A 25,138-nucleotide genomic window follows, 5' to 3' on the forward strand; every position below is an offset into this window, starting at 1 on the left:
AATTTATCCTGTATGATTAATAAATGTGGAAGGACGAGAGATGAGCACTGAAATGTTCATCCAGTATTTTTTTAATGCACTGGCATTGGGATCTCTTTATGGGCTTATCGCTATTGGTTACACAATGGTCTATGGTATATTGAGACTCATTAATTTTGCTCACGGTGATATCTTTATGCTAGGAGCATATTTTGTTTTTTTTTCCACAATTAGCTTTATACCTGCTTGGGCTGCGATTCTTCTTTTGTTCCTGGCTGTTCTTATTTATTATTTGGTGTTTATAGGATTCAAAAAACGCCCTCCAACTTTTTGGATTGCTGTTTTTTTTATTCTTTTTTTAGGATTGATTTATTATGTTAAAATTGCTCCACAAAACTTTACACCAATTTGGGTACTAGCCCTTTGTTTTTCAATTTTTATCACAAGTGCAGTAGGAATTACTGTTGATCAGTTTGCTTATAAACCTCTGCGTCATGCTCCGCGCATCTCAGCGCTCATCGGTGCAATAGGAGTTTCTTTTTTTATTGAAAATCTTGCTACTGTACTCTTCAGTGGTGTTCCAAAAGGTGTGAAACAACCCGATTTTATTGTAACTCCAATTTTATGGCATTTGCGGGAAAACTCCGATGGATTGATTAGAATTGCTCCTATGTCTCTGATTGTTCCCACTGTTTCGTTTATTCTTATTGTTTTACTGCTTTGGATTATCCATAAGACAAAACCTGGACTTGCTATGCGTGCAATCTCATATGATATTGAAACCACGCGTTTGATGGGAGTTTCTGTCAATAAAGTTATTGCATCTACATTTGGCGTGGGTTCAGCGTTGGCTGCTATAGCGGGCATTATGTGGTCTTTACGCTATCCTCAAATTCATCCTTATATGGGTGTTCTTCCTGGCCTCAAAGCATTTATCGCTGCCGTTATTGGAGGGATTGGTTCAATTCCAGGAGCAATGTTAGGAGGATTGTTACTAGGGTTTATTGAAGTTATGATTATTGCATTTTTTCCTGCTCTCTCTGGATATCGAGATGCTTTCGCTTTTATTTTATTAATTCTGATTTTATTGCTAATGCCCACCGGGCTAATGGGCAAAAAAAACCAGGAGAAAATCTAATGGCAAAATCAGTAACAGTTTTTCTATCCTGTATCAGCATTTTAATTCTTATCGGTTTTTTATTTTATGCTGATAACCATTTTAATGATTACACACTCCGTGTTATCAACCTGATTGCTATCAATGCGATCTTGGCAATTTCTCTTAATTTGATTTATGGTTTTACAGGTATGTTTTCTCTTGGACATGCTGGCTTCATGGCCATTGGTGCTTATGTCTGTGCGATTTTACTCCTTTCCCCTGAACAAAAAGAAATGATGTGGATCCTCGAACCTATAGCTGAACCGTTAAATCATCTGCAATTACCTTTTTTTGTGGCTGTTGTTGTAAGTGGTCTGTGTGCTGCAGTTGTTGGTTTATTGATTGCTCTGCCTATCTTACGTCTTGGGGGTGATTATCTTGGAATTGCAACATTAGGGTTTGCAGAAATCATTCGTATTGTCATTACGAACACTACATCCTTAACAAATGGTTCTTTAGGAATCAAAGGGATACCTCAAAATGCGACATTATGGTGGAACTATGGTTGGTTAGCATTTACAGTTATCTTTATTGTTCTTTTACTACGAAGCAATACTGGTAATGTGTTGCGTGCTATTCGTGATGATGAAATTGCCGCGAAAACAATGGGAGTGAACGCTTTTTTCTATCGTAGCTTTTCTTTTACTGTTGGGGCATTTTTTGCAGGTATCGGAGGAGCATTGATGGCTGCTCTTATTTCAACAATCGACCCAAAAATGTTTAACTTCCTTCTAACTTTTAATATTTTGATGGTTGTTGTTGCGGGTGGTCTTGGTTCAATTACAGGGAGTATTATTGGGAGTATTATTATTACAGTTATGCTTGAGTGGCTGCGTATTATTGAAAGTCCATGGGACTTAGGTTTTATGCATATTCCAGAAACACCAGGACTCCGTATGGTTATTTTTTCTCTTTTATTGCTCGTAATTATCCTATTTTGGAGAAAAGGTTTGTTAGGGCAACGTGAATTCTCGTGGAATGGGATTTACAATTTTTTGACGCGTCAGAAGCTTTCTAATAGCGAGGGAAAGCTATGAATGATACCCTTCTTTCACTCAATGATATTGTGATGCGTTTTGGCGGATTGATTGCTGTAAATAACATCAATATGACTATAAAACGAGGAACAATTACTGGATTAATTGGTCCTAATGGTGCTGGAAAAACAACTGTTTTTAATATGATTTCCGGATTTTATGCTCCCACCAGTGGAACCATTCTTTTTGATGGGCAAAAAGTTTCTGGTTTTCCTCCTTATATTATTTGTAGACGTCATATTGCACGAACATTTCAAAATATTCGCCTTTTTTCAGGGTTAACGGTTTTGCAAAATGTTATGGTGGGGGCTCATGTCCGTCAAAAACACCCATGGTTTTCTTCAGCTCTGTTTTTGCCAAAAGCTGTGAAAGAGAAAAAAGAAATCCATCAAAATTCAATGGAACTTCTTGAGCGGCTACAACTTGATCACCTTGCCAATCAATCGGCAACGGCTCTGCCCTATGGAGTGCAAAGACGTTTAGAAATCGCGCGCGCACTCGCAACAAAGCCAAAATTACTCCTTCTTGACGAACCTGTTGCTGGTATGAATCCACAGGAGAGTGAAGATCTTAGAAAATTCATAGCAAAAGTGCAAAAAGATTTTGATCTTACAATTCTTCTTATCGAGCACGATATGAAAGTTGTTATGGGTCTTTGCCAATATATTTGGGTAATGGAATATGGCTGTTGCATTGCCAATGGCACACCAGACGAAATTCGTAATAACCCTAGAGTGATTGAAGCTTATCTTGGCGGAGATTTCTATGAATATTCTTGAAATTAAAAATCTTCACGTTCATTATGGTGCCATTAAGGCTATCCAAAATCTGTCTATCTCTATAAAAAAGGGAAGTATAGTCACTTTAATCGGGGCTAATGGAGCAGGAAAAAGTAGCATTGTACGCTCTATTACAGGACTGAATCGATCTGTTTGTGGAGAGATTACGTATAAAGGCAAATCAATTATTAAAAAATCACCGGAAGAAATTTTACGATTAGGTATTGCTCTCAGTCCTGAAGGACGGCGCATTATGCCTCATCTCACTGTTTTAGAAAATCTTCATTTAGGTGCTTATATCCGTCACGATAAGTCGGGGATTACTCGTGATATTGAATGGATATTTGAACTTTTTCCACGCTTACGTGAAAGAGCAAAACAGTTGGGGGGAACAATGTCAGGTGGTGAGCAGCAAATGCTTTCTGTGGGCCGCGCACTCATGAGTAATCCTGAGATGGTAATATTAGATGAACCCTCTCTGGGTTTAGCGCCACTTCTTGTTCGAGAAATTTTTTCCATTATCCGAAAAATTAATGATATGGGAAAAACTGTTCTACTTATTGAACAAAACGCTTTTGCAGCACTTTCCATTGCTGACTATGCCTATATTCTAGAGGTAGGGCGTCTCTTATTTCATGGTGAGGGTAAAGCTATGCTTTCTGATCCACGTGTTAAAGAAGCATATATTGGCGGTTAAAGAACTATAACGCAAGGTTTGGGAATTCAAAATAGCTCACCCTTCCAAAAATATTTTTCCATATTAGGGAAAGAATATTGCATATCTCTGTTTCGCTGATCTATAAAGTAAGCATACAGCCTGATTATAGAAGAATTATAAAGACGTAAAGATGGAAACAAGTGTTCAGTCTTTTCATAGCTTCATCTCATAATTTCATTTGTTCAGTTCTTTAATGGAAACACACGCGCTGTGCAATAATGGTAAGCTATTGGCAGCGCGTTTGTACTTCTGTTTAAGAACCATCTTTCATTTCGTTCAATTCTATCTCACGATGGAGCCTGTGAAAGATAAAACCAAAAACTCTTGTGCACCACTATCTTTACACTTATAGAGATGAAATTTAGCATTATTGTTATTTTTTAAAAAAGTTCGATCAATTCTTCCAATCTATATGGAATAAAATAAAAAATTATAATGCAGCGTACATTGAATTTGCTAGCTCCCAATGCAGTGACTGCTCTTGTAATCCGCAAGCGAATGTTTTTTTCTCATGCACATGGACAAATTTAAAATAAGAGACCCTATTTGTCTGCAGAACTTTTATTCAAGTTGCGAAAAGGTAAATGATTTTTATAAATTAGTCTCTTGCTAAGTTAAGGAAGAATAATGCTTTTAAAAATGATTTTTTTTATAAAAAGCCGTGCTTTTCATAATCATGCCCACCATCTCTCTGCACTAAATGTCCCGACCGCTTGTTCTATAATATACGCTATTTGAAAAATAACTTCTTCGGCAAAAGGCTTGCCAATCAATTGCAATCCTAGCGGTAAACCACTTGTTGTAAGACCCGCAGGAATAGAAATTCCTGGTAAACCAGCCATATTCACTGGTACAGTGAATATGTCATTGAGATACATTGCTACAGCATCATTTTTTATTTTTTCATCAGCGATTCCAAAAGCGGGATTTGGCGTTGCAGGTGTGAGGATAGCATCAATGCCAGAAGCAAAACATTGATCAAAATCACGTTTCACTAATGTTCGTACTTTTTGGGCTTTCAAATAATAATTATCATAATAACCTGATGAGAGAACATAAGTGCCAACCAAAATACGCCGTTTAACCTCATCACCAAAACCAACTGCACGCGTATTTTCATACATTTCAATGACGTCTTTTCCCGGAACACGGAGACCAAAACGAACGCCATCATAACGTGCTAAGTTAGAAGACGCTTCTGCAGGAGCTACAATATAGTAAGCAGGCAAAGCATATTTTGTATGAGGCAATGAAATATCCTTTATTTCAGCACCTGCATCTTTTAGCCAATTTATTCCTTTTTGCCAGAGCTCGATAATTTCAGAAGACATCCCTTCCATATGGTACTCTTTTGGAATACCAATCTTCATTCCTTTGATTGATTGACCAAGATAACTCTCATAGTCAGGCACTGGCAAATTCACAGAAGTAGAATCTTTTTCATCAAAGGAAGCCATTGATTTAAGCAAAATGGCACAATCACGAACATCTCTAGCAATAGGTCCTGCTTGATCAAGTGATGAGGCAAAAGCTATAACGCCCCACCGTGAACAACGTCCATAAGTTGGTTTAATTCCTACTGTACCAGTAAATGCTGCTGGCTGACGTATTGAGCCGCCTGTATCCGTCGCCGTTGCACCAGCACAAATCCGCGCTGCAACAGCGGCTGCAGAACCACCCGAAGAACCACCTGGAACGAGTTTTTCATTGGAATCTTTTTTTCGCCATGGATTCATAACTGGACCATAATATGACGTTTCGTTAGAGGATCCCATAGCAAACTCATCCATGTTAAGTTTACCTAACATAACAGCTCCATCTTGCCATAAATTAGCGGTTACTGTTGATTCATAATGCGGTTTAAAACCATCAAGGATATGTGAACAGGCTTGCGTATGAACACCATGCGTCGCAAAAAGATCCTTAATTCCCAATGGAATTCCCTCTAAAGCTTTACCCTGCCCTCTAGCCAAACGGCTATCTGATTCAGCAGCCATTTTTCTTGCTTGTTCTGCTGTTATTGTCACATACGCATTCAAAGTTGGATTAGCCAATTCAATTGCTTTTAAATAAGCTTCCGTTAATTCAGTCGCTTTGAATTCTTTTTTTACTAAGGCATCACGGGCTTGTGCAAGTGTGAAGATTGTTAAATCAGTCATATTGGTTCTCAAGTTTTTAAAATCTAAAAAGTTACTCAACGACTTTTGCGACCAGAAAAAAATCTTCTTCTGTAATAGGCGCATTTGCTACAATATCTGCTGCTTTATCACCATCTGTGACCTTATCTTCACGCATTCGTAAAGTCATTGGCACCACTGACGTTAATGGTTCAACACAACTGACATCAACTTCACTCAATTGTTCCACAAAACCTAAAATGACATTGAGTTCTTTTGTTATACGTTCTGCTTCATCGTCATGGACAGCAATACGCGCTAAATGTGCTACCCGCTTGACTGTTTCTTGATCAACAGACATACTATACCTTTCTGCTTTTTTATTTTGGTATTTATTTATCGGCTATACAAGGCTACGTTTGCAAGTGCAAGAATATTGATAAACAAATAAAATATATAACGGTTAACCTACAACACTAAAAGAGCTAAATTACAAACCCCATGGCCATTATTAACATAAATGAAGTTATGTCACATCTCTTGCCTGGGCAAACAATAGCAGGTTTAGATTTGGGCACAAAAACTATCGGAATTGCGGTTTCTGACCTGGGACTAACTCTGTCAAATCCGCGTCCTGTCCTTCAACGAAAAAAATTTATGGAAGATGTTCACAAACTTATGAAAATCTTTGATCATGAAAACGTGGGAGCTATTGTCATTGGCCTACCTCTTAATATGAACGGGAGTAACGGCCCTCGTGCTCAAGCAACCAAAACTTTTGTCAGTAATATGAAAGCATATACAAAAATTCCATTTATTTTTTGGGATGAACGCCTATCAACAATTGCTGCGGAACGCTCCCTTTTAGAAATGAATGTATCACGCGCTAAAAAAGCAATCCGCATTGATTCGGCTGCTGCCGCTTTTATATTGCAAGGCGCTCTCAACAGAATTCAAAATCTTCATCATATAGAAGGATAAAGAATATTTAACAAATGTCCTGCATTATATCGTGCAATAAGCATTCCGTAGGAAGATCTCCATTGTCCCCCAAGCCTGCTTTCCATATAGGCATTTGTAACATGCTCTATATCTGTAGAGCGTAATGCTGCTGCTGCTGCTGCATACGCCACTTGTTCCACAAAAAATCTTCCTGCTCCCTCATTCGCCAATGCCATTTCTACAGCAGATTTAATAATTTCAATTGTCCGTGGCCCTGCTGGCCCAATATCAAAAGCAATTTTTTCTAACAATTTCTGAAACAGTCCCGGTGCTTTTTCAGCGATAAGAATTGCATCCTTTACCAATTGATTAGCAGAAATATTTCTCACAATACGTGCAGGCCCATTGTTTAGCATTTGCGATAATGGATTGCCCTCTATAAAACTTTCGATACCAAGCTGTGCAATAATTTCACCAATAATAGGCACAACTAATTGGCTCACATGATAAGCAATAATAGGTGTCATGATTCGTGCAAAAGCAGCTTCAGAGCGATCACTTGCAGCATTATCAAATGCCTGCGCTAAACGCAAAACCAATGCTTGTGCGGCAGAAACATCTAGCGCAATGTCTGCAAAAATACGTTCTGTCAGTGGTGGTAAAGGCTGATCTGGCGTTTTTTGCCGAAAAAAATCTATACCAAATTGAAGCGCAGACCTTAGAACACCTGCTGATATAACAGATTGATCAAAACGCATCATTGTTTCGATATCTTTAATGACTTTAAGTCCTTCTCCAATATTTCCTAAGAGCCAACCATAACTCCCCTGGAAATCAACAACACCCTCCGGCGTTACAGATTCTCCAGAACGCTGCACTAAATGACGAATTGATATAGTACCATTAAAGGCACCATTTTCTTGGAGACGTGGGACTAGAAAACAGCTTAAATGACCATCTAACTCTGCACTAACAAGATATCCATCCACTATAGGATTAATAACATTGGTTTTTACAACATTTAAACGATAGAGATCACGTCCCATTTTTTCATCAAAAGAAACTTTCCTAACACTTGGAGAATTGAAAGAGTATTTTTCGCGTTGTTCAACATCATCAAAAGCACAGGTAAGTGAAGCCGCTTTTTTGCTATTAACAGGCTTGGACGATACATCATATTGACGTGATAAGAGCACATTTTGCCATTTTCTGAAGAGCTCAACATCACTAATTAAAGCTGCAATAGCTGCACTTGTTGTAATAACCTCATTCAAATGCCCTGTTTCCAAACCAGCAGATAAAGCCAAGCGAATAGCACGCGCTTGATAGCGTACTCCGTTTTCCGAAGGGGTATTTTCCCAAAGAGAAGTGACCAAACCTGCCTGTCTAGAATATTGTTGAAGAGCTTGATAAGAGGAATGTATCTCTAATTTTTCTATTGGCTGCCCCCAGTTGTCGTTATAAAGCAAGACTGGTTGATGACGATTCGCCAAAGAAGAAAGCTCCCATGCTTCAGGACTCGCTACAAAATCTCCTATTTCTTCAAAACTTGCGAGTAAAAACTTAGGCAAAGTAGAAGCAATACGAAACATAAGCGTATCACTAAGAAACGCATTTTTTCGGCGGTTATTTTGCGCAGATACAGCACTCATAAGCATATTCCATTATTCAAATTATTCATATCATAGACTATTTGTCTTTTTGCAGTTAAAAAACATTTATCATATTCAACCAATATCATATTCAACCAAATGCTTGCTTAATTTGTTTAGCGAGAGATAGAAAAGAATACTATGACTCAAAATACTTTTTTCCCCCTTTTCCCCCACCAACATCTTTTAGGTATTAAAGGTTTGAGTGTACAAGATCTAACGATATTGCTTGATCGTGCAGAGGCAAATGTTATCCTTTCTGAAAAAGTTGATAAAACAAAATCTGTATTATATGGGCGTACTCAAATTAATCTCTTCTTTGAAGCTTCCACGCGTACACAATCGTCTTTCGAGTTAGCCGGTAAACGACTAGGAGCAAACGTGATGAGTATGGCTATTGACAATTCATCTGTAAAAAAAGGAGAGACATTAATTGATACAGCCACAACCCTTAATGCGATGAAACCAGATCTACTCGTCATTCGCCATAGTAGTGCAGGAGCAGCTGCTTTGTTAGCACAAAAAGTTGCTTGTTGTGTCATTAATGCAGGTGATGGTGCCCATGAACATCCAACACAGGCATTACTAGACGCTCTGACCATTAAAAGAGCAAAAGGCCGGATTCAAGGGTTAACTGTTGCAATTTGTGGAGATATTTTACATTCACGTGTTGCGCGTTCTAATATCATCAGTCTCAATACTTTGGGAGCCCGAGTTCGTGCTGTCGCTCCTTCTACACTCTTACCCACAGGAATTGCCGATATGAGCGTTGAGGTTTTTAACACGATGAAAGAAGGACTTAAAGATGCTGATGTCATTATGATGCTACGTTTACAACATGAACGTATGACAGGTTCTTTTATTCCCTCCATTCGTGAATATTTTCATTATTTCGGCTTACATAAAGAAAATTTGGCTTACGCCAAAAACGATTGCATTATTCTACATCCTGGCCCAATAAACCGTGGTATAGAAATCGCATCTGACATAGCAGATGGACCACAAAGTATGATTCATACACAAGTAGAAATGGGGATTGCTGTGCGTATGGCTGTCATGGAGGCTTTATTGGATTCACGCCTTAAAGCAAGTGGAGAAAAAAAATGACAAAGCCAATTGTCTTTCAAAATGCTCGTATTATTGACCCCTCCCGCACAATGGATGAAATAGGGATAGTCATTATTGAAAATGGACGGATTACAGTTGCTGGAAACGAAGCCCTGAACCAAGGAATCCCCGAAGGGGCAGAGATTATTAATGCACAAAACAAAGCAATTCTCCCTGGACTGGTTGATGCCCGTGTCTTTGTTGGAGAACCAGGAAATGAATGCTGTGAAACAATTGCATCAGCAAGCCAATCTGCAGCAGCGGGTGGTATTACTTCCTTCCTTATAATGCCAGACACGAATCCCGTCATTGATAATGTAGCGCTTGTTAAATTCATTGTACGCACAGCCCAAGAAATGTCATCGGTTAATATTTATCCCGTTGCTGCGATTACGCAAGGTTTTAACGGACAAGAAATAACAGAATTGGGCTTGCTGAAGGATGCAGGAGTAGTTGCTTTTAGTGAAGGAAAAAAAACGCTTCAAAGTTCGTCTGTTATGCGGCGTGCAATGACTTATGCCCGCGACTTTGATATTCCATTGATACACGAAACACAAGATAAAGACCTCACAGGAAAAGGTGTTATGAATGAAGGACTACGAGCGAGTTGGCTTGGTCTTTCTGGGATCCCCCGTGAAGCAGAAGTCATCCCGCTTGAAAGAGACTTACGCTTAGCTGCATTAACACAAACACGCTATCATGCTGCACAAATATCAACAGCACTCTCTGTTGACGCACTTCGCTTAGGTAAGCAACGTCATTCGAAGATTTCAGCCGGTGTATCCATTAATCACTTGTCTCTTAATGAAAATGACATTGGTGAATATCATACCTTTTTCCGTTTCATGCCTCCATTGCGTGCAGAAGAAGATCGTGTAGCAATGGTTGAAGCAATAAAAGATGGAACAGTAGATATTATCGTCTCTTCCCATGATCCTCAGAGTATTGATACAAAACATTTACCATTTAATGACGCAGCTGCAGGCGCCATTGGTATGGAAACCTTATTGAGTGCGGCTTTACGGCTTTATCATAATGAAACCATATCTCTTCTACGATTAACTGAACTTTTGTCAACAGCACCTGCAAAACTCTTTGGACTTAATGCCGGAACACTCAAAAAAGGTGCTCCTGCAGACCTTATTTTAGTTGATCTTGAGGAACCATGGATTGTCTCTAAAGAAAAGCTTTATTCACGTTCAAAAAATACACCCTTTGAGAAGGCACGCTTTGAAGGACGTGTTGTTCAAACTTTTGTTAAAGGACAATCAATTTTTAAACTTGATCAATAAATTGAATGAGATATTTAATGAATGAAATTGAAACACTTTTTCAGTTCACACCATGGTTTATTTTTCTGATCTCTTATCTTATGGGTTCTATCCCATTTGGCTTGCTTTTTACGCGATTAGCCAAACTTGGCGATGTGAGAACAATTGGTTCTGGAAATATTGGAGCTACAAATGTTTTACGAACAGGAAATAAAAAAATTGCTGCTCTTACACTTCTTTGCGATATATTAAAAGGAACTGTTGCTGTTCTTGTTATAAAATTTTTAATTTACCCGATAGAAAATAGTATCATTATCTTTTTAGCTGGTTTTTTTGCCTTCTTGGGGCATCTTTTTCCCATATGGCTTAAATTTAAAGGCGGTAAAGGTGTTGCTACCTATCTAGGTGTATGCTTAGGATTTTATTGGCCGGCAGCAATTGTTTTCATGGTTGTATGGATAGCGCTTTTTCTTCTTACACGGTATTCTTCATTATCCGCACTCATTGCTGTTGTTATCACTCCGATATTTGTTTACTTTTCCTATCCTTATCTCTATGTGCAATTTATGCTGATTGCGATGAGCTTCTTGGTAATTGTAAAACATTACGCAAATATTGGTAGATTATTAGTTGGGAAAGAAAGAAAGATTGGTACTTAAAACGGGGATAAATAAAGGAATTCTGCTCACTGATCGTCAACGTCTGAACTGGTTACGGTTGTTGCGTAGCGAAAATATTGGAGCAGTGAGTTTTCGCAATCTCATTGACCATTACAAAACAGCAGAAAACGCTTTAGCAGCACTTCCTGAACTTAGTAGAAAAGGCGGTCTTTCTACCTCTATTCGAATAACGACGATAGAAGATGCTGAAAGAGAAATGCAAGAAGCCGAAAAGTTAGGTATTCGCTTTATCGGAATAGGAGAACCCGATTATCCAGCCTTTCTCAAGATCATGGAATCCTCACCGCCACTTATTGCCATAAAAGGCAATGTTTCAGTTTTCCAGAAACCTTCTGTTGGAATTGTGGGATCTCGAAATGCTTCAGCGGCTGGTAAAAAACTTGCGGCTCAATTTGCTCATTTTCTTGGTGATGCTGGCTTTATAACAATTTCTGGACTCGCTCGTGGGATTGATAGCATTGTGCATCAAGCAAGCTTGTTAACAGGCACTGTCGCAGTAATGGCTGGTGGAATTGATCACGTTTATCCTCCTGAAAACAAAAAACTGCATGAAGATATTATCAGTAACGGTGGAGCAATTATCAGCGAAATGCCCATTTCTTGGAAACCCCGTGCTATCGACTTTCCGAGAAGAAACCGTATTATTGCAGGGCTATCACTTGGTCTCTTAGTTGTAGAGGCTGCGCTGCGATCAGGATCCTTAATTACCGCACGTCAAGCTGCTGAAATGGGACGATTGACTTTTGCCATCCCCGGCTCTCCACTTGATCCAAGGTCCGTTGGTACAAACAACCTCATCAAGGATGGTGCCCTGCTCACCACACATCCTTCTGATATCATAGAAACGCTTACACCATTAACCGCGACGACCACAAATTCCCAACTCAATTTTTTCGAAGAGGAAGGACCGGTCTCTCTACAATTTGAAGAGGATAGTCTGAGTGCAGCTGATACAAAAAACAGCAACCCTCTTTCCCTTGGAGACGATGCAGAACGTATGGCTGTTCTCTCCGCTCTCTCAACAACTCCGATAGATTTAGACACACTCAGCATCCATTCAGGCGTTTCCCTACAAAAGCTCTACCTCTTGTTGGTGGAACTCGAGCTTGCTGGAAAGCTTATTCGACACGCTGGTGGTTATGTGTCATTGTCGAGTTTGGATCGTCCCCAAGAGCCTCAGCACTATTAATAATGCTTTGCCCTTCTTTAGCGACCATATCCAAAAGCAAGGCTAAAAGTGGACTTTCTGCCTGACGCGCCATCTGATTCATTTGTTTTGACATATCTGTAATATATTGGATAACGTTTAAATGATTTATAAACATAATTCTCTATCCTTGAGCATTTCCCCTCCTACCTCTCAATAGATGTTATCTTAAGTATTTTGACGTATGTTTTCGTATTAACAGTGGAAAATAAACCGTGTAATTCCATATAGGGTTTATTTTAATAATAACAATCACAAGTTGTACAATATTAATGTTTTTTATATACTCTTAACCAATTGCCATTAGCTATTCTCGTGAAAGGAGTTTATAAAAGCGTTTTTATTTCAACATTCGGGTAAAATTATGAATATTGTTATCGTTGAATCTCCAGCAAAAGCAAAAACAATTAATAAATATCTTGGATCTCAATATAAGGTCGTGGCATCATTTGGACATGTTCGTGATTTGCCTGCAAAAGATGGCTCTGTTTTACCCGATCAAGATTTTTCTATGAAATGGGAGATAGATTCTGCCGATGCTAAGCGTTTAAATGAAATAGCAAAAGCAGTTAAAGAAGCCGATAGCCTCATCTTAGCAACGGACCCTGATCGTGAAGGAGAAGCCATTTCATGGCACATTTTGGATGTCCTTCGTCAAAAAAAAGTTTTAAAAGACAAACCTGTAAAACGCGTTGTGTTCAATGCCATTACCAAAAAGTCTGTACTTGATGCTATGAACAATCCACGTGATATTGATACATCTCTCGTGGATGCCTACCTTGCACGTCGCGCTCTTGATTATCTCGTTGGTTTTACACTCTCACCTGTTTTATGGCGCAAACTTCCTGGTGCACGTTCGGCTGGTCGCGTTCAATCCGTTGCTTTGCGTATTATTTGTGACCGTGAATCAGAAATAGAACATTTTATCAAAGAAGATTATTGGTCTATTACAGCAAATTTAAAAACCATCCGAAATGATGTTTTCCAAGCCAGATTAACAGTTTTTAATCATAAAAAGATTGGCAAACTTGACATTCAATCGCAAGAACAAGCAGATCAAATTCGCCTTATGTTGGAGGAAGCAAAATATCGTACAGTTAGTGTTGAAGCAAAGCCTACAAAGAGGAATCCTTCTCCTCCTTTTACAACATCTACTTTACAGCAAGCAGCTTCTTCAAAATTAGGATTTTCAGCCTCTCGTACCATGCAAATTGCTCAAAAGCTTTATGAAGGTGTTGAAATTAATGGTGAAATGGCAGGACTTATTACCTATATGCGTACAGATGGCGTGCAAATAGCTTCTGAGGCCATTGATTCAGCACGAAAAGTAATTCATGAAACCTTTGGCAATAACTATATTCCTGAAAAACCACGTTTTTATTCAACAAAAGCAAAGAACGCGCAGGAAGCACATGAAGCTATCCGCCCAACAGATTTTCAACGCACTCCCAATCAAGTCCGCAATTTTCTCGACAATGATCAAGCAAAGCTCTATGAGCTGATATGGAAGCGTGCTATTGCTAGTCAAATGCGTTCTGCTGAAATTGAGCGCACAACTGTTGAAATTGAAGCGCTACAAGGAGAAAACCATGCAAATCTACGTGCAACAGGTTCTGTTATCCGTTTTGATGGCTTTATTTCTGTCTACATTGATCAACGAGAAGAAGAAAACAACGAAGAAAATGAAACAATACATTTGCCGCAAATAAACACTGATGAAGCGCTTACAAAAGAAAAAGTTGAAGCTACACAACATACCACAGAACCACCTCCTCGTTATTCTGAAGCTTCCTTAATTAAAAAGCTTGAAGAGTTAGGAATTGGTCGGCCTTCAACCTATGCATCTACATTGTCCACACTATGCGATCGTGGATATATTGTCATTGATAAACGAAAGTTTATTCCTGATGCTAAAGGACGCATCGTTACGGCTTTTCTTGAAAATTTCTTTAGTCACTATGTAGAATATGGTTTCACAGCAGATCTTGAGGAAAAACTGGATCTTATATCGGATGGAAAACTTTCTTGGAAAGATGTGATGCGTGATTTTTGGGATGAATTTAACGCATCTATTACCAACATCAAAGAACTGCGTATAACCAATGTTCTTGACGTTTTAAACGTTGCATTAGCACCTCTCATCTTTCCTGCACGTGAAGATGGAAGTGATGTCCGTTCCTGTCCTCTTTGTACAAACGGCCAGTTATCATTAAAGCTAGGGCGTTATGGTGCATTTGTTGGCTGTTCCAATTATCCAGACTGCAAATATACACGCCAACTTGGCACAGACACAGGAGAAGAGAGTGAAGCCATGCGCAATGATGAACCTGTGATTCTTGGTGTCGATCCTAAAACAGGAAAAGATATCTCTCGTCGCAATGGTCGTTTTGGACCCTATATTCAACTTGGTGAAAGCAAAGAAGCCAAACGCGTAGGAATACCAAAAGAATGGCATGCGGAAAACATAACTCTTGATCAAGCCTTTGCCCTCCTTTCCCTGCCCCGTGAAATTGGCACTCATCCTGAAACAGGAAAAATAATTACAGCCACCATTGGACGCTATGGCCCCTACCTTACCCATGATGGTAAGTCTGCTCCCCTTCTTGATCCAAATGAAGTTTTTTATATTGGTATAAACCGTGCTGTTACAGTACTTGCCGAAAAACAAGAAAGTAAAACTACACGAAGCAGAACAGTATCTGCAGCACTTGCAACCTTAGGAGACCACCCCGATGGAGGAGCTGTCACTGTCCGTAATGGTCGTTATGGTCCCTATGTTAATTGGGGCAAAATTAATGCAACATTGCCAAAAGATCAAGAACCAATTAGTGTAACACTTGCAGAAGCATTAGAACTTATATCAGCTAAAGCATCTCGTAAAAAGGTAACAGGTCAAGCTTCCAGAAAAAAAGTAACCACAAAAAGAGCTCCTTCCAAAAGAAAAGAGATATAAATTTTGGCTAAAAGCAAAAAAGAAATAAAATATTTCCAATCACTTAATATGGGACAGCTGCCCAAAAAAGCAGAAATTCTTTCCTTTATTCATGAGAATCCTGATCTGTCAAATAAACGTGAAATTGCCAAAGCTTTTAACTTAAAAAGCAATGCTCGTATCTGGTTAAAAGATATATTACGTGAGTTGAAGGATGAAGACCTCTTATCAAAAAAACGTAAAAGGGTAATAAAAAAAGGAAAATTACCACCGGTTACTTTAGTCAAAATTACTGGGCGCGATGAAGTCGGCAGTTTTATTGCACAGCCTCTTGTGTGGGAAGGTGAGCAGAAACCAAAAATTGAAATACGCCCTTTTCATCGCATAAAAGGAGCAGGCATTGGTGTTGGAGATCATATTCTTGTAAAAATTTTTCGAAATAAAACGCCTCAAAGCTCTCCTTATACAGGACGAATTATTCGTAAAATTGATATAACTCCGAAGAGTACATTTGGTATTGTACGAAAATTAGAGACTGGCCAGTGGCGACTTGTCCCTATAGATCGCCAAACGGACGAATTGATTGTTGAAACATCCCTAGAAATGAAGATAGAATCTGGCGATCTTGTTGAAGTCGAAATTAAAAAAAATACTGATTATGGACTGAAAAGCGCACAAATAAAAAATGTTTTAGGACATATTGAGAGTGAAAAAACATTGTCAATGATTGCTCTTCTTTCAAAAGGGATTCCTTATATTTTTCCTGAAGATGTTCTTAAACAAGTGAAAAATATAAAAACTGCCAGCATAGATAATCGCGAAGATTGGCGGCAATTACCGCTTGTTACAATTGATCCACCAGATGCCAAAGACCATGATGATGCCGTTTATGCAACAAAGGATAAAGACCCTACAAACAGCGGTGGTTGGGTTATTATCGTCGCAATTGCAGATGTTTCTTACTATATCAAAACAGGAAGTGCTTTAGACAAAGAAGCATTGAAACGAGGGAATTCTGTTTATTTTCCTGATCACGTTGTGCCAATGCTACCAGAACGCATTTCTAATAATTTATGTTCTCTGCGTGAGGGAAAAGAAAGACCAGCTTTAGCGGTTCGTATGGTCTTTGATGCACATGGTAACAAACGAAAACATAGTTTTCATCGTATTATGATGCGTGTGGTAGCAAAACTCACTTATCAAGAAGTACAGTTGGCAATTGAAGGAAACACAAATAAAAAAACGGCTCCCCTGTTTGAGAGCATCTTGCAACCCTTATGGGGAGCTTATGGATGCTTGAAAATCGCACGGGATCGTCGACAACCACTAGAACTAGAAATAGCAGAAAAAAAGATTATTCTTAATCAAAATGGATGCATTAAAGATATTGTGAGTGAACCACACTTAGAAGCACATCGTTTAATTGAAGAGTTCATGATACAAGCGAATATTGCAGCTTCTGAAACATTAAAAGAACATCATCAGCCCCTCATATATCGTATTCATGATAAACCCTCTCTTGTAAAACAGGAAGTACTGCGAAGTTTTCTTCAAAGTCTGGGGATATCACTCTCTCGAGGTGCAGAGCTTACCTCAGCACGCCTTAATGGCATTTTGGCAAAATTCATGAATACCCAACAACAAGAGTTGGTCAATCAGGTTATTTTGCGCGCGCAATCTCAGGCTGAATATAATCCTAAAAATATTGGTCATTTTGGTTTGAACCTACACAACTATACACATTTTACCTCACCAATCCGTCGTTATGCTGATCTTATTATTCATCGCGCACTTATTAAAGCTCTAAAATTAGGGAATGATCAATTAACAGAGACACAAGAACAAAATCTTGCAGAAATCGCCACGCAAATCTCCTTATATGAACGTCGTGCAATGATGGCTGAAAGAGAGACCGTTGACCGGCTTGTCGCACACTATTTAACCAACAAAATTGGTTGTATTTTTACAGGCCGCGTTTCTGGAGTTACAAAAGCAGGTCTTTTTATCTCGCTCGACAAACTCAATACAGATGGTTTTGTCCATATTTCTACACTTAAAAATGATTATTATCATTTTGATGAACTACAACATATTCTTGTAGGAAAGCGTAGCCATAAAGGTTATCAACTAAGTGATAAAGTAGAGGTAAAGCTTATAACCGTACAGCCTTTTGCTGGCACTTTATCCCTTGAGCTACTCACAGAGCCTCGTCCAATAGCTCATTCTTCTACATCTTACCATAAAAGCAGATTTATAGCAAAAAAACGAAAACATGCTTTTTATGGAATCAAAAAAATGTTAAATAAAAATAATAGTAATATAAAAATAAATTAATATTTTTGTCTCTTTAAATAAATATTAATAATAAAAAAACAATTTATAGATAATTTTAAATTAATATATAAAATATAATATAATTATTATATTATATCGATATAGAATAAACATTTTAATTATATAAAATTATATCTTTATTTTTGATCAATAACAACTATATAAAAATCTAAAAAAATTCCTATCTTAAATCAATCAGAAAAGCTCCAAAGGATAAATTTATATTTTTTCGTTCCAAATCAATTTTTCATCAGCCGAATGAAAAAAAGCATAATTAAGACATCTTTATGATAAAAAAACTTAAATTAATTCTTTTCATATAATGGTTATAGCTATTACAGCCAGAGGAATATCATTGGAACAGGATTTAGGCATGAAAACCAACTTATTTTACTTTTCATAACCAAGAAAAATTATTGGAAGCCTCTCTGAATTAGAAGTTAACGATAAGAAATAAAATTAAAGCATATGAACTCCATTTCTTTTGAATATTGATTTAAAGCTACAGCCTATCATTGTCTTGTTAAAAGAATTACCTATCATGTGATATGCTAAAAAAGAATTCGAAACTTTACAACTTTTTAATTTGGAGTGTTTTTAGATTTTTAAGAAATCCGGTACTTCAATAGAAAAGACTTTTTTAGACTGTCTTTTTAAATTATATCATAAGGCAAAATGATACCTTTCAAAAGCTGTGTTGAAAGAAAGCTTTATATATCAAATCACTTTAATTTTTTGCCTACTCACTTTTGTAGAAAATTCATAAAAATAGGAACTATCAAAATTCTAAAAACCTTTAAAAGATAGAGTATTAGTTGTATTTATAGGTTGTAGTATCAATATAGATTTTTTAGAATTTATACCGTAACATCCTTTAGCAAAATTTTAATAGATACAAAAATAAACTGACAAAATCTATAGCATTAAAAAAAACTCTCGTTGAGAAAGATTTTCAGTATGTGTAATGGTTTGTAACTATTCTAGATATTTATATAACAAATAAAATCGTATTTTATCACTTATTTTATGCGTGATGATGCATGCGGTGGCTAGAGAGAATGATATCAAAACAATGAAATGCAAAGCATCACTTATAAAAACAAAGTTTTTCTTAAAGTATGCTTAATCTGAACTTTTTATAAACAAAATTAATAAAAATATTCTTGTTTTTGCAACATATTCAAATTCAAATCCACTTTTTTGTCTCGTCATACCCTGAAAATAAGGTCTGCGCCTCTTAGATTATTACCTAGATTTGAATAGGCTTTTTTATTATATCACATAATTCAAGTTGATTAATATATAATTTTGAGGAATTCTTTTTATGAACTAAACTATGGGATTGTAAAGACTAAAATAATAAGAAAGACTATCCTTTTCTCTTTTTTATGTCCTATGAGATTAAGCAATAGAACTGTTGTGGCCAAACAACTCATTGCATAGCGTTTTAACTATAATGTGTTTGATTAAAGTCAAACTATATAAAAAGCGCAGCACTTTCTGCCAACAATGTATAAAATAACATTGGCTTATCTTTTATAAGCCTTAACCATATGCAAAACTCTAAATCATCTTTATAATATTCAAATACAATACATTGTCTATATTATATATAATAGATACATTTCATCTTATCTGGAACTTTCGTTCAGCTGCTTTAAGCGCGAACGGGCGTTTGATGCAAAGCATGATAAAATTTTTCAAGATCTTACAATAAAATACACAGATTTTTTTTAATTTTAGGTGTTTTTCTTTTTCAATCCAAGTCAGTTCTCCTTTTTTTTATTATAAACTCATGTGATCGTTTTTAAATAAAAAGCTTACAGAAAATAAAAAAATGCATTCATGAATAATGAGATTAGACTGCTTGAATAACATCTTAGTACCATCCGATAGCAACTTGTGCTTCTTCTGACATACAATCAGGTGTCCATGGTGGATCAAAAGTCATTGTAACTTCAACACTGAGAACTCCTTCAACTGCGCTTACCGCATTTTCTACCCAACCTGGCATTTCACCTGCAACAGGACACCCTGGTGCTGTAAGTGTCATTTCAATTTTTACTGAACGATCATCTTCAATATCAATACGATAAATCAATCCTAGCTCATAAATATCAGCAGGAATCTCCGGATCATAAACTGTTTTGAGAGCAGCAATAATATCATTCGTCATACGATCAATTTCATCTGCTGGAATTGTTGATGTATAAGATTCTTCATTTTCACTTATAGTTTCAACAGATTCTATAGAATGATGCTCTTTAATTGTTTTAGCCATTAAAAAATGTCCTTGCTTTTTCTAATGCTTCTACTAACTGATCAATGTCTTCATAATTATTGTACATAGCCAATGAGGCACGACACGCAGATGTTAAACCAAAATGTTGTAATAAAGGTTGCGCACAATGTGTTCCTGCACGTATAGCAACACCTTGCCGATCAATAAACATAGCTATATCATGCGCATGGATGCCTTCCATGTCAAACGATATAATAGCACCTTTATGAGGAGAACGACCATAAATATGCAATGATTTAATCGTTTCAAGCCTTTCATGTGCATAAGATAAAAGTGCTGCTTCATGAGCATGAATAGCATTTCTGTCTTTTTTTTGCATATAATCAATAGCAGCTGCCAATCCAATAGCTTCAGCGATAGGAGGAGTGCCCGCTTCAAAGCGATGGGGGGGAGCATTATAAAAAACCTTATCAACAGTTACATCCTCAATCATTTCCCCTCCCCCTTGAAAAGGATGCATTTCTTCTAACCTATGTTTTTTACCATAAAGAACGCCAATACCTGTAGGACCATAAAGCTTATGTCCCGTAAAAACGTACCAGTCACAATCAAGATTTTGCACATCAATTGTTAAATGTACAGCCCCCTGAGAACCATCAACAAGAACAGGAATGGCATTTTGATGCGCTAACTTGATAATCTCTTTGACAGGAGGGATCGTCCCCAATATGTTCGACATATGCGTAATAGCAATGAGTTTTGTTTTATCACTTAAGGCCTTTTCAAAATCTTCAATATGTAAAACGCCATTGTCATCAACTGGTACGAAAACAAGTCTCACACCTTTGCGTTCACGAATAAAATGCCAAGGAATAATATTTGAATGATGTTCCATAATAGTGAGAATAATTTCATCACCTTCATTCAATTTGGACATACCCCAACCGTAAGCAACAGTATTAATAGCTTCCGTTGCACTTTTTGTAAAAACAATTTCCCCCGCTGTTTGGGCATTTAAAAAACTACGAACTGTTTCGCGAGCATTCTCATAAGATTGTGTAGCTGCATTTGATAAGAAATGCATTCCTCGATGCACATTTGCATAACGGCATCGATAGAAATTATCTATCGCATCAAGCACAGACTGGGGTTTTTGAGCAGATGCACCACTGTCAAGATAAGCTAACCGCTTGCCATAGACATTATATTGTAAAATAGGAAAATCACAACGAATTTTTTCTACATTATAACTCAATGTTGATGCATCACTTTCCATTTCTTTGCCTTAAACATTTTTTTCTAACCATTTGCCAATAATATTCTTCAAGACAGTTCGAATATTATCTTGCTTGATGTCATCAATGAGCTCGGAAACAAATCCTTTAATCAAAAGTGCACGAGCAGTTTTAAAAGGAATACCACGTGCCATGAGATAAAAAAGATAATCATGATTAATATTGGTAACTGTTGCACCATGACCACATGCAACATCATCAGCAAAAATTTCTAATTCAGGTTTTGCATCAAATTCTGCATCGTCTGAAAGAATAAGACTATTACAGGTCATACGCGCATCTGTTTTTTGAGCTTCTTTAGCAACCCGTATCATGCCTTGAAAAACACCAACTGCCCTATCTGTGACCACATTGCGTATAATTTCGGTTGAAGTTGATTTTTCTTCAACGTGACGAACAATCATCATAAGATCGCTATGTGTTTGTCCTGATAATAAATTTATGACTCGTAGTTGAAAGTTAGATTCTTCTCCTTGTAACGCAACGTCAATTTCCTGACGATTAAGCTGACTGCCTACATTAATCACATAAAGCGATAGTTTTGCCCCTCGAGCAAGAACAGCACGAAATCGGCCAAACTGCGTAGAATTAAAGCCACGATTCCGAATAATGATCCATGTCACATGACTATAAGCAGCAACATGTAATGAAAATATCGAGCTAACAAAAGTATTTTTATCATTGCCAATCTGGCGTTCAATAAACACAGCTTGACTGTTTTTATTAACTTTTATGTCTGAAAAAATATGAGATTGCCCCCCCATTTGAATATTTTGTAATTCAATCGGAATATTTAACTTTGTATTTTCAGAAATTTGAAAAAGCCAACCATCTGTCAGAAAAGCTGTATTTAATTGTCCAATAAAATCTTTATCAGACATGATTTGATCTATATTTACAGAATTTTCTTTTAAGGCATCTGCAAGACGTTTTATTTTAATATTGTCTACCTTTGGCTGCGTCAATGTTTTTCCATTAGCAATAGAAAAAACAGTACTCTCTGGAAATAACGCATTAACAGATTGTCCATCGTTTACTTCTGAAAAATCACTAATAGATTTCAATAATGTGCGTAAATTAGTATAGTGCCAACTTTCGATTTTACGCGAAGGAAGCCGTGTTTTTTCAAATAGTTCAATAGCTTTTTTGCGGACTGCCCGGACAGTCTTATCACCAGGTAAATTGTTTATATATTGATTGAAATTACTGAGTATATCTTCTTCAACCGTTAACAATTCTTGCTGTGAATTCACATACATATTCAATGACCTCAAGCCGCTTCATTAATAAGATCGGCATATCCATTTTCTTCTAAATAAAGCGCTAATGATTTATCTCCGCTTTTAATGATGCGTCCTTTATAAAGAACATGTACCGTATCAGGAATGATATAATCAAGCAGGCGTTGGTAATGGGTAATAACTAAAAATGAACGCTTTGAATCTCGAAGTTTATTTACACCATCTGCAACAATTTTTAGCGCATCAATATCTAAACCAGAATCCGTTTCATCTAAAATGCAAAGTTTAGGTTCAAGAAGCGCCATTTGTAAAATTTCAGCGCGTTTTTTTTCTCCACCTGAAAAACCTACATTCAAAGGACGTTTTAGCATATCCATATCTATTTCAAGCTTTGAAGAAATTTCTTTAACACATTTTATAAATTCAGGAATTTTAAGCTCTTCATCACCACGTGCTTTGCGCTGAGAATTCATCGCAACTTTTAAAAACTCCATCGTTGCCACCCCAGGTATTTCCATTGGATATTGAAATGCAAGAAAAACACCGTACGCGGCACGTTCAGCTGGATCCATTTCTAAAAGTGATTGTCCATTATAAAGAATATCACCTTCTATCACTTCATAATCATCACGACCAGCAAGCAAATAAGATAAAGTCGACTTACCAGCTCCATTTTGTCCCATGATAGCAGCAACTTCACCATCTTGAACAGTCAAGTTTAAACCACGAATAATTTCTGTATCGGTCCCAATAATACGGGCACGCAAATCTTTTATCTCTAACATAACTTAATCCTGCTCTGGTTAACTCTACGTCAGGTCTACTGTTGACCTAACCGATTATCCTACGCTACCTTCAAGGCTGATATCAATGAGTTTTTGTGCTTCAACAGCAAACTCCATTGGAAGTTTTTGAATGACCTCTTTTACAAAACCATTCACAATTAATGCGATAGCTTCTTCTTCAGGAATCCCACGCTGCATAACATAAAAAAGCTGATCATCAGAAATTTTTGATGTTGTCGCCTCATGTTCAAATTGAGCAGATGCATTTTTTGCCTCAATATAAGGTACTGTATGGGCGCCACAATCATTCCCAATTAACAAACTATCACATTGCGTAAAATTACGTGCATTCTGTGCTTTTCGATGTGCTGTAACTTGTCCCCGATAAGTGTTATTTGAAAAACCAGCGGAAATACCTTTGGAAATAATACGACTTGATGTATTTTTTCCTAAGTGAATCATTTTTGTACCGGAATCAATTTGTTGATGGCCATTTGCAACAGCGATAGAATAAAATTCTCCACGCGAATTGTCGCCACGCAGTAAACAAGATGGATATTTCCAAGTAATGGCAGAACCCGTTTCCACCTGTGTCCATGAAATTTTAGAGTTATCACCCCGACAATCTCCACGCTTTGTCACAAAATTATAAATACCACCCTTTCCATTTTTATCGCCAGGATACCAGTTTTGTACTGTAGAATATTTAATCTCTGCATTTTCGAGCGCAACAAGCTCAACAACAGCAGCATGAAGCTGGTTTTCATCACGTTGGGGTGCCGTACACCCCTCAAGATAAGAAACATAAGAATCTTCATCTGCAATAATTAGTGTTCGTTCAAATTGGCCCGTGTTTCGTTCATTAATTCTAAAATAAGTTGAAAGTTCCATAGGACAACGAACGCCTTTTGGAATATAAACAAATGAACCATCTGTAAAAACAGCTGCATTTAAGGCAGCGTAATAATTATCACCTGGTGGCACAACCGTTCCCAAATATTCCTTAATAAGGGTGGGGTGTTCAGTGATTGCTTCTGAAATGGAACAAAAAATCACACCTGCGCGTGCCAATTCTTTTTTAAATGTGGTCACAACAGAAATAGAATCAAAAACTGCATCAACAGCTACCTGTCCTGATGCATAAAGACTATCATTGATAGTAGAAGGATCAGATTGTTTTCTTACTCCTGCCAAAATTTCTTGCTCTTTGAGAGGAATACCAAGTTTTTCATAAGTGGCCAACAACTCAGGATCCACTTCATCTAAAGACTTTGGTCCTGTATGATTTTTAGGAGCAGCGTAATAATAAATCTCTTGGAAATCAATTTTGGGATATTGAATTCGTGCCCAATTAGGTTCTTCCATTGTCAACCAGCGACGAAAAGCTTGTAAACGCCATGTCAGCATCCACTCAGGTTCACGTTTTTTAGCAGAAATAAATTTGATAATATCTTCATTTAAACCTTTTGGGGCTTTGTCCGTTTCAATTGTGGTTTCAAACCCATATTTATATTGATCAACATCTATTTCACGTACTTGGCGTATTGTTTCTTGTACTGCAGGCATAAATTTTCTCCATTTTGGGGGCGTCAAGAACAAGTGGCTAAAATTTTTTTCTTTATAAAATAAAGGAAGAAACCTATTTATTAAGTTATAGATAA

General features: G+C 37.3%; 20 protein-coding genes. 11 read left to right on the forward strand and 9 right to left on the reverse strand.

Translation table 11 applies throughout. The annotated features are described in order from the left end of the window. The first annotated feature begins 40 nt into the window (after positions 1–40). From HNQ69_RS00850 to HNQ69_RS00865, 4 genes are read left to right on the forward strand one after another with little or no spacing between them, the layout of a single operon-like run. Entirely contained in the window at positions 41–1,117 is a 1,077-nt protein-coding gene (locus HNQ69_RS00850) for a branched-chain amino acid ABC transporter permease (protein WP_183228224.1), read from the forward strand. Then, positions 1,117–2,175, forward strand: a complete 1,059-nt coding sequence (locus HNQ69_RS00855) for a branched-chain amino acid ABC transporter permease (protein ID WP_183228225.1) — start codon at positions 1,117–1,119, stop codon at positions 2,173–2,175. The genes HNQ69_RS00850 and HNQ69_RS00855 overlap by 1 nt, the downstream gene beginning before the upstream one ends. Next, positions 2,172–2,954, forward strand: a complete 783-nt coding sequence (locus HNQ69_RS00860; RefSeq protein WP_183228226.1) for an ABC transporter ATP-binding protein — start codon at positions 2,172–2,174, stop codon at positions 2,952–2,954. The genes HNQ69_RS00855 and HNQ69_RS00860 overlap by 4 nt, the downstream gene beginning before the upstream one ends. Then, positions 2,941–3,651: an ABC transporter ATP-binding protein gene (locus HNQ69_RS00865; protein WP_183228227.1), complete on the forward strand. Its 711-nt coding sequence runs from the start codon at positions 2,941–2,943 to the stop codon at positions 3,649–3,651. Before HNQ69_RS00860 ends, HNQ69_RS00865 begins: the two co-directional genes overlap by 14 nt. Before the next feature lie 695 nt (positions 3,652–4,346). On the opposite strand, the gene gatA is transcribed toward HNQ69_RS00865, so the two are convergent. Further along, a complete protein-coding gene (gene gatA, locus HNQ69_RS00870; protein ID WP_183228228.1) occupies positions 4,347–5,831 on the reverse strand; it encodes an Asp-tRNA(Asn)/Glu-tRNA(Gln) amidotransferase subunit GatA in 1,485 nt (494 codons plus the stop codon). A 31-nt stretch (positions 5,832–5,862) separates the two neighbouring features. After that, positions 5,863–6,150, reverse strand: a complete 288-nt coding sequence (gene gatC / locus HNQ69_RS00875; RefSeq protein WP_183228229.1) for an Asp-tRNA(Asn)/Glu-tRNA(Gln) amidotransferase subunit GatC — start codon at positions 6,148–6,150, stop codon at positions 5,863–5,865. Between the two features lie 140 nt (positions 6,151–6,290). Here gatC and ruvX point away from each other — a divergent pair, with 140 nt between their 5' ends. Continuing rightward, on the forward strand, positions 6,291–6,770 hold the full coding sequence (gene ruvX, locus HNQ69_RS00880; RefSeq protein WP_183228230.1) for a Holliday junction resolvase RuvX: 480 nt from the start codon (positions 6,291–6,293) through the stop codon (positions 6,768–6,770). Here ruvX and HNQ69_RS00885 read toward each other — a convergent pair. Continuing rightward, the gene (locus HNQ69_RS00885) at positions 6,755–8,383 is read right to left on the reverse strand and encodes an acyl-CoA dehydrogenase family protein (RefSeq protein WP_183228231.1); all 1,629 of its coding nucleotides are present in this window, start codon (positions 8,381–8,383) and stop codon (positions 6,755–6,757) included. The two genes, ruvX and HNQ69_RS00885, sit on opposite strands and share 16 nt — an antisense overlap. 141 nt (positions 8,384–8,524) lie before the next feature. Here HNQ69_RS00885 and HNQ69_RS00890 point away from each other — a divergent pair, with 141 nt between their 5' ends. The 4 genes from HNQ69_RS00890 to dprA are packed head-to-tail and all read left to right on the forward strand — an operon-like array spanning position 8,525 to position 12,630. After that, positions 8,525–9,490: an aspartate carbamoyltransferase catalytic subunit gene (locus HNQ69_RS00890; protein ID WP_183228232.1), complete on the forward strand. Its 966-nt coding sequence runs from the start codon at positions 8,525–8,527 to the stop codon at positions 9,488–9,490. Then, the gene (locus tag HNQ69_RS00895; RefSeq protein ID WP_183228233.1) at positions 9,487–10,782 is read left to right on the forward strand and encodes a dihydroorotase; all 1,296 of its coding nucleotides are present in this window, start codon (positions 9,487–9,489) and stop codon (positions 10,780–10,782) included. Before HNQ69_RS00890 ends, HNQ69_RS00895 begins: the two co-directional genes overlap by 4 nt. A 17-nt stretch (positions 10,783–10,799) precedes the next feature. After that, a complete protein-coding gene (plsY, locus tag HNQ69_RS00900; protein ID WP_183228234.1) occupies positions 10,800–11,420 on the forward strand; it encodes a glycerol-3-phosphate 1-O-acyltransferase PlsY in 621 nt (206 codons plus the stop codon). Continuing rightward, positions 11,410–12,630 (forward strand): DNA-processing protein DprA, encoded by a 1,221-nt coding sequence (gene dprA, locus HNQ69_RS00905; protein WP_183228235.1) that lies wholly within the window; start codon positions 11,410–11,412, stop codon positions 12,628–12,630. Before plsY ends, dprA begins: the two co-directional genes overlap by 11 nt. On the opposite strand, the gene HNQ69_RS00910 is transcribed toward dprA, so the two are convergent. Further along, entirely contained in the window at positions 12,560–12,766 is a 207-nt protein-coding gene (locus HNQ69_RS00910; protein ID WP_183228236.1) for a hypothetical protein, read from the reverse strand. The genes dprA and HNQ69_RS00910 overlap by 71 nt on opposite strands. Before the next feature lie 246 nt (positions 12,767–13,012). On the opposite strand from HNQ69_RS00910, the gene topA reads away from it, so the two are divergent. Together topA and rnr are read left to right on the forward strand one after the other, a co-directional pair. Further along, positions 13,013–15,601 (forward strand): type I DNA topoisomerase, encoded by a 2,589-nt coding sequence (topA, locus tag HNQ69_RS00915; RefSeq protein ID WP_183228237.1) that lies wholly within the window; start codon positions 13,013–13,015, stop codon positions 15,599–15,601. A 3-nt stretch (positions 15,602–15,604) separates the two neighbouring features. After that, positions 15,605–17,914: a ribonuclease R gene (gene rnr / locus HNQ69_RS00920; protein ID WP_183228238.1), complete on the forward strand. Its 2,310-nt coding sequence runs from the start codon at positions 15,605–15,607 to the stop codon at positions 17,912–17,914. Positions 17,915–19,793: 1,879 nt separating this feature from the next. Here rnr and HNQ69_RS00925 read toward each other — a convergent pair. Genes HNQ69_RS00925 through sufB form a run of 5 tightly spaced genes read right to left on the reverse strand, consistent with a single transcriptional unit; the run spans position 19,794 to position 25,043 of the window. After that, on the reverse strand, positions 19,794–20,195 hold the full coding sequence (locus HNQ69_RS00925) for an SUF system Fe-S cluster assembly protein (RefSeq protein ID WP_183228239.1): 402 nt from the start codon (positions 20,193–20,195) through the stop codon (positions 19,794–19,796). After that, entirely contained in the window at positions 20,188–21,432 is a 1,245-nt protein-coding gene (locus tag HNQ69_RS00930; protein WP_183228240.1) for an aminotransferase class V-fold PLP-dependent enzyme, read from the reverse strand. The genes HNQ69_RS00925 and HNQ69_RS00930 overlap by 8 nt, the downstream gene beginning before the upstream one ends. A gap of 9 nt (positions 21,433–21,441) precedes the next feature. Further along, positions 21,442–22,710, reverse strand: a complete 1,269-nt coding sequence (sufD, locus tag HNQ69_RS00935; RefSeq protein WP_183228241.1) for a Fe-S cluster assembly protein SufD — start codon at positions 22,708–22,710, stop codon at positions 21,442–21,444. Between the two features lie 11 nt (positions 22,711–22,721). After that, complete coding sequence (gene sufC / locus HNQ69_RS00940) at positions 22,722–23,477, reverse strand: Fe-S cluster assembly ATPase SufC (protein ID WP_183228242.1); 756 nt, start codon at positions 23,475–23,477, stop codon at positions 22,722–22,724. A gap of 54 nt (positions 23,478–23,531) precedes the next feature. Next, a complete protein-coding gene (gene sufB / locus HNQ69_RS00945) occupies positions 23,532–25,043 on the reverse strand; it encodes a Fe-S cluster assembly protein SufB (RefSeq protein WP_183228243.1) in 1,512 nt (503 codons plus the stop codon). Positions 25,044–25,138 lie beyond the last annotated feature (95 nt).

This window comes from Bartonella callosciuri (assembly GCF_014203215.1).
Lineage (GTDB): Bacteria > Pseudomonadota > Alphaproteobacteria > Rhizobiales > Rhizobiaceae > Bartonella > Bartonella callosciuri.

Excerpts from the sequence above, each read along its gene's own strand:
- HNQ69_RS00925 (WP_183228239.1), bottom strand. The coding sequence starts at position 20,195 with ATGGCTAAAACAATTAAAGAGCATCATTCTATAGAATCTGTTGAAACT.
- HNQ69_RS00865 (WP_183228227.1), top strand. The coding sequence starts at position 2,941 with ATGAATATTCTTGAAATTAAAAATCTTCACGTTCATTATGGTGCCATT.
- ruvX (WP_183228230.1), top strand. The coding sequence starts at position 6,291 with ATGGCCATTATTAACATAAATGAAGTTATGTCACATCTCTTGCCTGGG.
- topA (WP_183228237.1), top strand. The coding sequence starts at position 13,013 with ATGAATATTGTTATCGTTGAATCTCCAGCAAAAGCAAAAACAATTAAT.
- HNQ69_RS00895 (WP_183228233.1), top strand. The coding sequence starts at position 9,487 with ATGACAAAGCCAATTGTCTTTCAAAATGCTCGTATTATTGACCCCTCC.
- HNQ69_RS00855 (WP_183228225.1), top strand. The coding sequence starts at position 1,117 with ATGGCAAAATCAGTAACAGTTTTTCTATCCTGTATCAGCATTTTAATT.
- gatA (WP_183228228.1), bottom strand. The coding sequence starts at position 5,831 with ATGACTGATTTAACAATCTTCACACTTGCACAAGCCCGTGATGCCTTA.
- HNQ69_RS00885 (WP_183228231.1), bottom strand. The coding sequence starts at position 8,383 with ATGAGTGCTGTATCTGCGCAAAATAACCGCCGAAAAAATGCGTTTCTT.
- sufB (WP_183228243.1), bottom strand. The coding sequence starts at position 25,043 with ATGCCTGCAGTACAAGAAACAATACGCCAAGTACGTGAAATAGATGTT.
- HNQ69_RS00910 (WP_183228236.1), bottom strand. The coding sequence starts at position 12,766 with ATGTTTATAAATCATTTAAACGTTATCCAATATATTACAGATATGTCA.
- plsY (WP_183228234.1), top strand. The coding sequence starts at position 10,800 with ATGAATGAAATTGAAACACTTTTTCAGTTCACACCATGGTTTATTTTT.
- HNQ69_RS00860 (WP_183228226.1), top strand. The coding sequence starts at position 2,172 with ATGAATGATACCCTTCTTTCACTCAATGATATTGTGATGCGTTTTGGC.
- HNQ69_RS00850 (WP_183228224.1), top strand. The coding sequence starts at position 41 with ATGAGCACTGAAATGTTCATCCAGTATTTTTTTAATGCACTGGCATTG.
- sufD (WP_183228241.1), bottom strand. The coding sequence starts at position 22,710 with ATGTATGTGAATTCACAGCAAGAATTGTTAACGGTTGAAGAAGATATA.
- HNQ69_RS00930 (WP_183228240.1), bottom strand. The coding sequence starts at position 21,432 with ATGGAAAGTGATGCATCAACATTGAGTTATAATGTAGAAAAAATTCGT.
- sufC (WP_183228242.1), bottom strand. The coding sequence starts at position 23,477 with ATGTTAGAGATAAAAGATTTGCGTGCCCGTATTATTGGGACCGATACA.
- gatC (WP_183228229.1), bottom strand. The coding sequence starts at position 6,150 with ATGTCTGTTGATCAAGAAACAGTCAAGCGGGTAGCACATTTAGCGCGT.
- HNQ69_RS00890 (WP_183228232.1), top strand. The coding sequence starts at position 8,525 with ATGACTCAAAATACTTTTTTCCCCCTTTTCCCCCACCAACATCTTTTA.